Source organism: Adlercreutzia sp. ZJ138 (assembly GCF_011038935.1).
Classification (GTDB): Bacteria; Actinomycetota; Coriobacteriia; order Coriobacteriales; family Eggerthellaceae; genus ZJ141.
Genome location: NZ_JAAKEA010000026.1, coordinates 17,734 through 29,154 on the forward strand (window position 1 = coordinate 17,734; position 11,421 = coordinate 29,154).

The window sequence follows — 11,421 nt, forward strand, 5'->3', positions numbered from 1 at the left end:
TGCAAGCGATGCATCGATCACCGGTGTGCTGGCGTTGTGCCGCCGCCGATTCAGCGAGTAAGCGCCTCGTATGTAAGGAGCGTGAGGATATGAGAGAACAGCAGCCTTATCAGCCGCAACAACCGTCTTCGCAACAGAGTGCGAGCCATCAGGCACCGACGCACGGCACGAACCCGACACGGCCCTATCAATCACATCAGGGGTATACGGCTCCGGTCGGCCAGCAGCCGTATGCATACGGTGCCCCATACAGCCCGGTGAATGGAACCACTACAGTCAAGCGCGAGTCGAATGCTGGAAAGACCTTCCTCCTGGGATTTGCTGGTGCGGCATTGGCATGCGTACTCGGTCTCGGTGGGTTTGCCGCTTGGCAGATGTTTGGCCCATCCAACGATGGGTCGGGCTCGCCGGTGCAGCTCGGCTCGTCTGGGTCGAGTGATGTCACTGCGGCGGATGAAGATGCAACACTCGCCGAAGCGGTCGCCCAGAAAGCGCTGCCTTCCGTTGCTGCTATCGATGTGTACACGACTCAGTCTGACATGTACGGGTTTGGGGCATCCACTGGCGAGCTCGCGCAGTCCTCGTTGGGTAGCGGTGTGGTTTTGTCCGAGGATGGTTATATCCTTACGAACTACCATGTGGTCCAAGGTGCCGAAGCGCTGAAGGTTACCGTTGAGGGTGCTCAGTACGACGCCGAGGTGGTTGGTAGTGATCCCAGCTCCGACCTAGCTGTGGTGAAAGCGGCGAACGCGAGCGGCTTGCGGGCGATCGAGTTGGGCGATTCCGATAACCTGACCATCGGTGAATGGGTGATGAGCATTGGTAGCCCGTTCGGCTTGGAGCAATCGGTGGCAACCGGCATCGTGTCAGCCACCAGCCGCTCGCAGATCATGGACAGTAGTGCGCAAGATCCCTACGGCATGGGTCAGGGTTCTGGCACCACTACCATCTACGCGAACCTGATTCAGACCGACGCCGCCATTAACCCGGGCAACTCTGGTGGTGCGCTGGTTGACGCCGACGGCAAGCTTATTGGTATCAACACGCTGATCACGTCGTATTCCGGCAACTACTCCGGCGTTGGTTTCGCCATTCCGGTAAACTATGCGGTAAACATCGCACAGCAGATCATCGATGGAAAAACACCCACTCATGCACAGCTTGGCGTGTCGTTGTCGAACGTTACCGCCCAGAACGCTCAGCGTTACGGCTTGTCTGTTGAATCGGGCGCTTATATTGCTGCGGTTGCCGCTGGTTCTGGTGCCGCTGAGGCGGGTTTGCAAGAGGGCGACATCGTAACCAAGTTCGACGGTAAGGCAGTGGAGTCGGCAAGTGATTTGATGCTCGACGTTCGCTCAAAGAACCCTGGTGACACGGTAACGCTTGAGATCAATCGCGGTGGCGAAACACAGGAGGTTCAAGTGACGCTGGGTTCCGACGAGGAAACGCAACAGCAGCAACAACAGCAGCAACAGCGCCAGCAGAGCGGTGAGTCGATCTTCGACCTGCTGCGTAACCTCGACTCCAACCAGTTGCAGGATGCCGCATAAGATTGGCTGAATGAAACGAAGTGTCTGCGCTGCTTGTTTGTAGCGTATCGCGCAGACACGATCAAAGGCGGACTATAATTCGCCGAATTGAAAGGCGGTGGGAGCTTAGATGAAGCCCCCACCGCCTTTACTAGTGCTTCGGGTATGTACGGGTTGTTGTAAACACCGCATACACCCGCATTGTAAAGTCGCGCTTATGCTGAGACAACCTGCTGATACAGTGCTTCAAGACGTACAACGAATTTCGATTGGGCATAGCGCTCGAACACGTTTTCCGCAATGCGCTCTTTGCGGTTGGGCGTTGCGGCCGTACGGTCGAGCTCGTCTACAATAGTACGCGCAAGGGCAATCTCGTCATCAACATCAATAAGCGTGCCGCATTCCTGCGTAACGAACTCGGGTAAACCCCCCTGGTTCGTTGCGACAACGGGCAATCCGCACGCCATAGCTTCGAGTGCCACCAAACCGAACGGCTCGCGTCGCGACGGCATGGCGAACAAGTCAGCTGCGTTGTAGAGCCTGCGCAGGCTGTCTTGCAGCTGATGACCCAAGAAGTACGTGCGCGAAAGCCCTAAATCGACGCGCAGGCGCTCGAGCATATCACGCTCTTCGCCACTGCCAGCAAGCAAGGTGACGATGTCGGGGTGCTCACGTTCGTAGCGCGCGGCGGCATGTAGTAGCACGTCGACACCCTTGAAGTTGGTAAGCTTCCCCGCGAACAGCACGATGCGTTGCCCCTGGTAGGGCACGCCGTGTTGCGCAAGCAGTGATGTGCGGTCAATGTCTTCGCGGTAGAAAATGTCTTCGTTGTAACCGTTTAACAGCAATACCATCTTATCGGCTGCGGCGGGAATGGTCGTTACGGTGTCGTCGTAGTTGTCTTTCGAGATGGCAATGATGCTGTGGCACAGCTGCACCGTCTCGTTGGCGATCGCGTGGAAGCGCGGCCACTTGCGGTACCCCATCATGTCGGTTCCATGCGCTGTGACAATGGTGGGCACGCCGGTCTTTGCGGCCACGTTAGCAAGCAGCCACACGTGCTGGGCGTGGATGATGTCGGGCTTAAACTCGCGCACCGCTGTGTCGATGGCTGCACTGAACGCTTTCAGGTAGCGCTCGATCTGGTTGTCGTCCAGGTCATCGAATGTTGTCAGGCTGCGCGGATGCGTGGTGAAGCACGGGAAGTTGAATGGCAGTGGGTGCGTTGGTGCGCTGCCGTCATGCGTACTGCCATCGTTTATGGGATTGTCGGCAAGTGCGCGCTGCTCGTCGCCGGCGTCGAAATAAACCGGGCGCAGCGAAACCCCATCAAGGGGAGTCGGTACGCGGTTTTCTGGAAACACAATACAGACGTCATGCCCGCGTTTAGCGAGGTGCTGTGCGGTGTTCATGGTGTACGTGCCGCTTCCCGACCCTTCAAGCGGAAAATGATTAACCAGGAGAATCTTCATGGGAACCTCCAATACGCGCGCAAGCGCAAAACGACGGCGGGCGGGCGCATCATGCGCCGCATACAATGCCCTTATTGTACCGCATGCATGGCGTCGTAGTCGGTGATGGCGGCACGTACTACGGCGCTGTCGGTGGGCCAGGGGTCATCGTGTCCGGCGCGCTTCATGGTGCACTCGTGGCCCTTACCGGCTACGGCCACCACGCAGGGGCGCTCGGCGCTGAAGATAGCATGACGAATGGCCTGTTCGCGGTCGAGAATCATCTCATGTTGATGCAGTCCCTGCGCTTCAAGGTGCTCGACGATCTCGCGCGCGATGTCGGCGGGGTCTTCGGTTCCCGGGTCGTCTTCGGTGACAATTACGCGGTCAGCCAGTGCACCGGCGGCGTCCCCCATATCAGCCCGACGCTCGACGCCCTTGTTTCCTGTTGCGCCGAACAGCACGCGCAATTCGCGGTCGGGGTAGCTCTCGCGCACATTTTTAAGCAGGGCTGTTAAGCTCATGCCGTTGTGTGCGTAATCGACGATAGTAACCACGCGTCCGTCGGCGGTGGCGCACGTTTCCATGCGCCCGGGCACCGTCACGTCCGACAACCCGCGCGACATCACGTCGGCCGAAATATCCAGTGCGCTCGCGCATGCTATGGCGGAAACGGCGTTTGCTACGTTGAACATCGCCGGTGTGGGAATGTGGGCACACACGTTGCCTTGAGGCGTGCACACCTTCACTTGTACGCCGCCGTCGCATCGTGTTGCGTGGGTGAGAGCCACGTCGGCCTCGGCATGTGCACGTGCATCGCACGAATAGGTAATCACGCGCTCGCATGCGGCCCGTGCCGCATTAAGGATGGACGTGCGATAGGGTTCTTCGATATCGAGGTTCACCACGGCCGTGTGGGCCAAGTCGAAAAGCGCGAGCTTCGAAGCGAAGTAATCCTCAAACGTGGGGTGTTCGATGGGTGATATGTGGTCGATTCCTATGTTGGTGAACGCGCCTACAGCCACGGCAACGCCGCGCATACGTCCGTACTTTAGCGCTTGGCTCGACGCTTCCATCACGAATGCGGGCGCGCCTGCCGCCCGGGCGTTTGCCAAATGGCGTTGCAAGTCGAAGGGCTCGGGTGTAGTGAGCTTCGAGGATCCTTGCTCCACGCCGTCATCGAAACAGATACCAGTAAGCAGCGCCGGACGGGGTGCACCCGCCACCTTCGACGCTTCGCTTAAAATACCATGCAGGTAAAACGCACTGGTAGTTTTGCCCTTCGTGCCGGTGAACGCGCATACGGCTACATCCGCCGACGGGTGGTCCCATGCAGCGTCGGCGATGGTGCCCATGGCCGCACGCACGTCGGTCACGCGCAGTGCCACTGCACGAATGCCGTCGTAGCGGGTTTCTGACACGTAGGCGCAAGCACCAGCTTGTACGGCGGCTTCCAAATACTCGCGTTTGAATGCGGCTCCCTTACATACGAACAGCGTGTTTGCGCGCACGTCGCGCGAGTCGCACGTGGCGAACTCAACAGGCGCGTCTAGCAATGCCGCCACTTCGTCAAGCGGGGTTTCCTCGTTATCTGTGACGTCGGCCAGCACGCCGCAATTGCGCAGAAGCTCGGCGAAAAAGCCTATCGTTTTGGGCGCCTGTACAGGTTTGCTCATGCACTCATACTCGTTCATGTGGTGTGCGCCTTACGCTGCTTCGTCGATGAAGAAACGCTTGTACCACACCAGGAAGGTGAGCGCGGTGTAGATCTTACGCTGGTTTGCTGCTCGTCCCTCGTAGTGGTCGTCAAGCAGTTTCATCAGCTTGTCACAGTCGAAGAATTCCGCTGCCCATGGTGCGCAGAAGTACTCCTTCACGTAGTCGTAGTAGCGCTTCTCGCGCAGCCAGTAGCGGAAAGGCACGGGAAAACCCTTCTTGGGGCGCGTAGCCCACTCATCAGGAAGCACGCGGTTTGCGGCCATACGCAGCACCTGTTTGTTGCCCTGTTCGTTCACGCGATAGCGCGCCGGCACATGTTCGGCGAACTCCATCACGCGCTTGTCCAGAAACGGCACGCGCAGCTCGAGTGAGTGTGCCATGCACATCTTGTCGGCTTTCAGCAGAATGTCGCCGGGCAGCCACAGGTTCATGTCAAGGTACTGCTTCTTCGACAGCTCGCAGAAGCCTTGCACGCGCTCATAGATGGGTGCGGCAACTTGGAAGGCGTCGGGGCCATGTCGGTACGGTTCGGTGAGCACCTCGTCAGCCTCTTCGGCGGAGTATACGAACGCTTGGCCCACGTACCAGCGCTCGGGTACCTCGGCGCATTTCGTGAGGAAGTTGTGGCCCTTGAAGTAGGGAAGGTGCTGCACGAGCGAGCCCAGTGCGCGACGCACCCCCAGCGGCACGGTGCGCTTAAACTTCGCCATTTCGGGTGTGTCCTCGTACCATTCGTAGCCGGCGAACAGTTCATCGGCTCCTTCGCCAGAAAGTACGACCGTCACCTGCTCTGACGCCATGCGTGCCAGGAAGTACAACGGAATGCTTGACAGGTTCGATTGCGGTTCGTCCATGTGGTACTGGATGGTGGGCAGCGCCTCGAAGCATTCTTCGGCGGTTACCATTTTGCGGAAGTTCTTCACGCCCAGTTTCTCGGAAAGCTCGGCAGCGTAGTTCGTTTCGTTGAAATTTTCGTAGTCAAACCCCACGGAAAACGTGTTGTCGGGCATGAGACACGCAGTGATGTAGCTGGAATCGACGCCTCCCGACAAAAAAGACCCTACCTTCACATCGGCGATGCGGTGAGCTTGCACACTCTCGTGCACAATTGCGTCGCATTCGTCCACGTAGGCGTCGAAATCCTTCGAGTTGTCGTCGGAGAAGTCGCACTGCCAGTAGCGGCGGACGTCCATGGTGTGCGTTTTCAGGTCAAACGTGAAGCAGTGAGCGGCGGGCAGCTTGTGTACACCGGCGAAAAACGTCTCGTCGGTAGCGGGGAACTGTAGCGTCATATACGGGCGCAGTGCGCGCTTATTCACGGCTTTCTCGAAACCGGGGTGGTCGAGAAAGCCCTTGATCTCGCTGCCATACAAGAGGTCACCCGTGGCTGTTTGGTAGTAGTAGAACGGCTTGATGCCGAAAATATCGCGTGCACCGAAAAGCTTGTTCGCGCGTTTGTCGTAGATTACAAACGCGTACATGCCACGCAGGTGGTCAACTACCTGCTCGCCCCATTCCTCGTAGCCATGCAGTAGCGATTCGGTGTCGGCACCGCAGTGGAACACGTAGCCCTTTGCCTCAAGTTCGGTCCTTAGCTCGCGGAAGTTGTAAATCTCACCGTTGAAGGTGACCACCACAGAACTGTTGTCGTTGCCCATGGGCTGGGCGCCTGCTTCAGACAAATCGAGAATAGACAGGCGGCGAAAACCCATGGCCACACCCTCGTCGAAATGGGATCCACCCATGTCGGGGCCGCGATGCACAATGCGCTGCATCATGGTCTCAAGCACTGCCTCCCGGTTTTCCACCTCGCCGGTGAAGCCGACGAATCCGCACATATGACCGGTCCTTTCTTTTCGCAGACAGGCGTTTGTATTTGAGCCCGTCCGCCGTGTGTTTGACTACCTGTCGCTTACCTGTTTGCGATCCTGCGATGTGTCGCTCGCTGTCCGCCTGTTGTTTTCTGCCTGTTTGTTTGCGTTCGGAGCTCGCCCGTTCGTTTCTACTTGTAGCGCTCGCTGTGGGCGAACTTGTCGAAGTAGCGGTGCATGTGAATTTTCACGTACAGCCACCTCAGCAGGTTGCCCTTCAGGTCGGGGGCGTAGTCGAATGTCACTGACTCGTTGCCAGTTTCGGAAAGCCGCCGCGCGCGTGACACGAACGCCTTGTCTTTCACGTAGTGGAACACGATTTCGCGCGGCACGGAATGCCAGAAGTGAACGTTTTTGTTGTGGTGGCATTCGCCCAGGTCGCGCTTATACACGCGGTCTTCCACTACATAGCGGGCAATATTGTTGCCCGATCCGGTAACGTAGTAGTTCGATCTACCCTGACGCAGGTTAATTTCGAATACCTTGTAGGAACCGTCGCGCATGTCGTATTTGATATCGAAGTTCGAAAAGCCCGTAAACCCAATTTCTTCGAGCCATTCCTTAATAGGGTTTTCTAACTCGGGGTTCGCTTCGGTGATGATGGCGCATGGGTTGCCAAGTGCCGTGGCTGTGTGCTCTTCGAGCCCCACGTGGCCAAAGCACATCATTTTCACCTTACTCTTACGATCGGAATATCCGGTAAGCACGCGCATGTTGCTGTCATCGCCAGGGATCATGTCCTGCAACAGCACCTGGTCGGGGTAGCCCGCACCGTAGATGAGACCCAAGATACGCGAGGCCTCTTCGGGGGAAGCGGCGGTGTACACCTTCTTCATGCCCTCGAAGGGGTGCTCCCAGTATGTGTCGCTCATGGAAGGCTTCACGATGATGGGGTAGGGAAAGCCAATCGCCGCTTCGGTCAGCTCTTCAGGCGCAAGTTCACCCGAGGTGTAGAATGTTTTGGGGTAGGGAATTCCGTAGTGCTCGCACATTTGGTAGAAGCTGGCCTTCGACGCCAACTTGTCGCGCAGTTCGGTACCGATATACAGCGTGACACAATTCTCCCGCAGGCGATCCTGGATTTCCATGAGCATTGCTGCGTAGCCGTCGGTGCAACCCCACACCAGACAGGTGGTGTCGGCGTGCTTCCCGGCGAAGTCGTTAACGGTCTTCAACAGCACGTCAACATCGTGCAAGTTCGGTTCGTACGTGCAGTTCACGATGCGGCTGTATTTGGTATCTCCTGCGGCGAACCGGCCGAACACCTGGCTTTTGATGCCATATTCTTCGTGAATGGCGCGGGCCACCGAATAGCAGTTCATGTCGCCACCGATAAGTACAGGAATGAAGTCGGTTGCCGGCGTAGCGGGGCGTTGCGCGGACGCGGTGCGCGTCGCTGCTTCTGTGTCGGGCATGCTGATTGCTCCTTGAACGTACGAATGCGTGAGAACCGCCATTATACCAGCCAAGGGGCACGTCGCCTGCACATCTGGGCGGAGCTGACCATAACCACAAACTGCAGTGGGGCGGGGTGTCGCCAGTGTCGCACAGTGGCCTAGCGAAGGCGCTTGTGTATCGTGCAGACGAGCAATAGGTGCTGCGACTGAAATGACGCAGCACCTATTGCTACTCTTTAAAGCTCCCGATGACAATAGCCGCGATGCCGCAGCAGATGCCGCCGATGGGTAAGGGTAGCCAGAAGAGGCTGCCAATCCCAGAGTCGTAGTTCCAGGAGAAGCCTGCGTTTGCAGTCGGAATAAACAGCCAGACAAGCATGATAATGGTGGCCGCAAGCATGATGATGCCGCAAACAGTGCCAGTTAGCTTACTCTTACGCCGCGCTGCGAAAGCTCGTTTGCGCTGTTCATCGTCGCTGTACAGGTTTGCTATCTCGGCGTCAGATAATTCCTCCACCGCTTCTTTGTTGTAGCTTGCTATGTCGAGTCGCCCATGCATGATGCCGCCGTATATGAATGCCCACACGCCTGCTGCCACGAATGCAAGAAAGATAACCGTTTGTGTCGTTTCGCTGAATGCGGACATCAGCGAAGCCAGAACACCCAAGAAGATGAACGCAATTCCGAAAACGACACAGCGCGAGGTCAAGCGGTTCGTATGGCTGTGATCTTCGGGTGTGTAGAAATCTTCGACGAAGGGATGCTCCTTGACGAACCGGGTATGGTTGATGCCAGCAGGCACGAGAAGAGCCATACCGATGACAACGCCGAGAAAGACAAAGATAAGCGTGATGGCGTCGGGGTCGGAGAACGTGCTCGGTGCTGCTCCCTCGAATGCGCTGCCAATGGCCACGCCTGCGATGATAGCCGCCACGCCGGTTGCAATGGAGCGGGCGAACGACCGCATGTGCTCGTCGTACCCGCAGATGTCTTGCGGCGTGTATGTGCCGAGGCTTTCAGTTGCCGCGCAGGTCGGGTCAGGTGTTCGCGACGTTAAGTCTCCCTGCACCAGTTCATCGAGCGTACAATCAAATATCTGACAGATCTTGATGAGCTTGTCCATTTCCGGGTATGCGCGCTCGGCTTCCCATTTGGTTACCGATTGCCGGCTAACACCGAGCAGCATGGCCAGCTGTTCCTGTGTCATGTTTTTCGTTGCTCGCATATGCTGAAGATTATCGCGAAAACTCATGAGCTTCCTTTCTCTGTTTGTGTTGCGCTTGGTGATGCGACTGAAACGTGCCTGACGTTTCCTTACGTTAGGATCACGGGCGTTTTCGATCTACCAACTTCGAGCTGCTTTTTCTCGCAATTTTAAGGAAACTCATGGCGCCTTTCGGTTGCAAGTGCCTGGTCAATAGCGTGTTTCGCGACCGGCAGTGCGCACCACATCGGCAGCGTGGTGTTTCCAGCGCACGATCTTATTATTGTTCGGGTTCGACCAGTTTTTCGTACAGTGCGTACAGCTGGGGCAGTGCTCGTTTGATGCTGACGGGCTTGAAGGTGCTGCGTTCAACTAAGCATCCTGTTAGGTAACCGGTAACAAGCGGCTTGTCGGTTGCGGGGTTCATGTCGGCACGGAACACCTCTTGCTTGTAGGTGGTCTTCGTCGGAGTACTCTTCACCACGCGCGTGAGCACGAACGCTTCTTCCCCGAAGCGTAGCGGGGCACCGTATTGTATGTCGGCGTGGTAAACAGGGCACATGTATCCAGCTTGTTCGATACTCGTATAGGGGAACCCGGCATGCTCTAAGAAATCGGTGCGGGCGTCTTCGAAGTACAACAAGTAGTTGGCATGGTACACAACGCCCATCATGTCAGTTTCGGCGTAACGGACTTTGAAAGGGGTTCGAATCTGCATGAGGTGCTCCATTCTCTTTTACGTCTTGCTTATTATGTTCCTTATTTCGCCAGGCTGTTCGGGTTGTTCAGGTTGTTTTCGTTCATCTCCTTATTTTGCGCAGGGTGGTCGTGCATGGCGTTGTAGAATTCCCGTCATGGATTGCAAACATGAGCCGCACGGCGAACTACAGAATAAGCGGCGTTTCTGGCCGCTGGTTTCGAGAACGTGGAACCTGCATATGCGGGTAGCGCTCGCGCTCGTATGCGCGCTTGTGTTCTCGTTGCCACTTACGGCGTGCTCAAATGATAGTGGCTCGCAAGCGGCCTTTAACAGCGTGGAAGTTTCCGCTGCAGAAGCTGGCCCGCTGTTATCCGTCGAGGGCTTCGACATGGCCACTGTTCCCCAGTACGAAGGGGAGCTTACAGTTGAACTCAATGGAGGCGCGCCGTACTTTGACGATACGGATGCGCCTGAAGGACTCGAGGCGTTTAGTCCCTTGGACGAATTGGGGCGCTGCGACACGGCGGTGGCGGTGGTTGGCAAGGAAACCATGCCGACCGAAGAGCGGGGCAGCATTCAGGAGGTGCGCCCGAGCGGATGGCATTCGGAACAATACGATTGGGTTGATGGCGAAAGTCTCTACAACCGCAGTCATCTTATTGCATATCAGCTAACAGGGCAGAATGCCAACGAACTCAATCTCATAACGGGAACAAGAAGTATGAATTCCCAGGGAATGCTCCCGTATGAGGAATCCATTGCCGACTACGTGCGCACCACGGGAAATCATGTGCTCTATCGGGTAACGCCGGTGTTTGAAGGCGACAACTTAGTTGCCTCAGGCGTGCTCATGGAGGCGCGCTCGGTGGAAGATGACGGCTGGGGCCTAGAATTCTGTGTTTGGTGCTACAACGTGGAGCCAGGCGTTGCCATCGATTACAAAACAGGCGATAGCTGGCCTGACAATACGTCGAACTTCGCTGCGGTGAGCGCAAACGGGGAAGATGAGAACAACGAGAATGCCGCCGCTCACGGGTCGACGCAAGGCGCGCTTCAAACAGGTGCTCCAGAAGCCGTTGCTGATATTTCGCAGTGCTCTTACGTACTGAATACCTCCACGAATCGGTTCCACCTACCAAACTGTTCATCGGTGGTAGACATTAAGGAATCAAACAGAAAGGCATTCAGTGGTACACGTGAAGAGGTGGTTGCTCTCGGCTATGAACCCTGTGGTACGTGTAAGCCATAAGGCATTAATGGGGAATTGATCGGAAGCAACCATAATTCCTTCATAATTACTTATCAGTTGTGTTACAGAGGTTTTACCAGCTAACAACCTCTTTTTGAATTCAAGCGAAAGACAATACGAAAATTTTCCCCTCAAACCCCTTGACCTGTCCCCGCTAAGGGGGTAGAGTACCGCCTTGCGCTTCGGGGGAGACCTCGAAAGCAAACACAAGCCCTGATAAGACCAAAGAGAGCAGGTCTTATGCAGGTTAGGGACCTTGAGAACCGGATACTGTGAGGCAGACATTTCGAAGACGATAAAT

At 56.5% G+C, this 11,421-nt stretch carries 8 protein-coding genes; 2 read left to right on the forward strand and 6 right to left on the reverse strand.

All coding sequences use genetic code 11. The annotated features are described in order from the left end of the window. The first annotated feature begins 89 nt into the window (after positions 1-89). On the forward strand, positions 90-1,550 hold the full coding sequence (locus G7Y43_RS09525) for a S1C family serine protease (RefSeq protein WP_165046179.1): 1,461 nt from the start codon (positions 90-92) through the stop codon (positions 1,548-1,550). 194 nt (positions 1,551-1,744) lie between these two features. Here the strand turns inward: G7Y43_RS09525 and G7Y43_RS09530 are convergent, their stop codons facing one another. From G7Y43_RS09530 to G7Y43_RS09555, 6 genes are all read right to left on the reverse strand, one after another. Beyond that, on the reverse strand, positions 1,745-3,001 hold the full coding sequence (locus tag G7Y43_RS09530) for a glycosyltransferase (RefSeq protein ID WP_165046180.1): 1,257 nt from the start codon (positions 2,999-3,001) through the stop codon (positions 1,745-1,747). Positions 3,002-3,072: 71 nt separating this feature from the next. After that, positions 3,073-4,674, reverse strand: a complete 1,602-nt coding sequence (locus G7Y43_RS09535) for a Mur ligase family protein (RefSeq protein WP_206215121.1) — start codon at positions 4,672-4,674, stop codon at positions 3,073-3,075. A gap of 12 nt (positions 4,675-4,686) precedes the next feature. Further along, a complete protein-coding gene (gene asnB / locus G7Y43_RS09540; protein WP_165046181.1) occupies positions 4,687-6,537 on the reverse strand; it encodes an asparagine synthase (glutamine-hydrolyzing) in 1,851 nt (616 codons plus the stop codon). A 164-nt stretch (positions 6,538-6,701) separates the two neighbouring features. Continuing rightward, positions 6,702-7,985 carry an ATP-grasp domain-containing protein gene (locus tag G7Y43_RS09545; RefSeq protein WP_241158235.1) on the reverse strand — a complete coding sequence of 428 codons (1,284 nt, stop codon included), beginning with the start codon at positions 7,983-7,985 and terminating at the stop codon, positions 6,702-6,704. A gap of 211 nt (positions 7,986-8,196) precedes the next feature. Beyond that, positions 8,197-9,219, reverse strand: a complete 1,023-nt coding sequence (locus G7Y43_RS09550) for a helix-turn-helix transcriptional regulator (protein WP_165046182.1) — start codon at positions 9,217-9,219, stop codon at positions 8,197-8,199. 232 nt (positions 9,220-9,451) lie between these two features. Further along, positions 9,452-9,889: a thioesterase family protein gene (locus G7Y43_RS09555; RefSeq protein ID WP_165046183.1), complete on the reverse strand. Its 438-nt coding sequence runs from the start codon at positions 9,887-9,889 to the stop codon at positions 9,452-9,454. 136 nt (positions 9,890-10,025) lie between these two features. Here G7Y43_RS09555 and G7Y43_RS09560 point away from each other — a divergent pair, with 136 nt between their 5' ends. After that, positions 10,026-11,120, forward strand: a complete 1,095-nt coding sequence (locus G7Y43_RS09560; RefSeq protein ID WP_241158236.1) for a DNA/RNA non-specific endonuclease — start codon at positions 10,026-10,028, stop codon at positions 11,118-11,120. The last annotated feature ends 301 nt before the right edge of the window (positions 11,121-11,421 follow it).

What these genes read in the sequence shown, in the direction of transcription:
- G7Y43_RS09525 (WP_165046179.1), top strand. Translation starts at nt 90, where the DNA reads ATGAGAGAACAGCAGCCTTATCAGCCGCAACAACCGTCTTCGCAACAG.
- G7Y43_RS09530 (WP_165046180.1), bottom strand. Translation starts at nt 3,001, where the DNA reads ATGAAGATTCTCCTGGTTAATCATTTTCCGCTTGAAGGGTCGGGAAGC.
- G7Y43_RS09535 (WP_206215121.1), bottom strand. Translation starts at nt 4,674, where the DNA reads ATGAACGAGTATGAGTGCATGAGCAAACCTGTACAGGCGCCCAAAACG.
- asnB (WP_165046181.1), bottom strand. Translation starts at nt 6,537, where the DNA reads ATGTGCGGATTCGTCGGCTTCACCGGCGAGGTGGAAAACCGGGAGGCA.
- G7Y43_RS09545 (WP_241158235.1), bottom strand. Translation starts at nt 7,985, where the DNA reads ATGCCCGACACAGAAGCAGCGACGCGCACCGCGTCCGCGCAACGCCCC.
- G7Y43_RS09550 (WP_165046182.1), bottom strand. Translation starts at nt 9,219, where the DNA reads ATGAGTTTTCGCGATAATCTTCAGCATATGCGAGCAACGAAAAACATG.
- G7Y43_RS09555 (WP_165046183.1), bottom strand. Translation starts at nt 9,889, where the DNA reads ATGCAGATTCGAACCCCTTTCAAAGTCCGTTACGCCGAAACTGACATG.
- G7Y43_RS09560 (WP_241158236.1), top strand. Translation starts at nt 10,026, where the DNA reads ATGGATTGCAAACATGAGCCGCACGGCGAACTACAGAATAAGCGGCGT.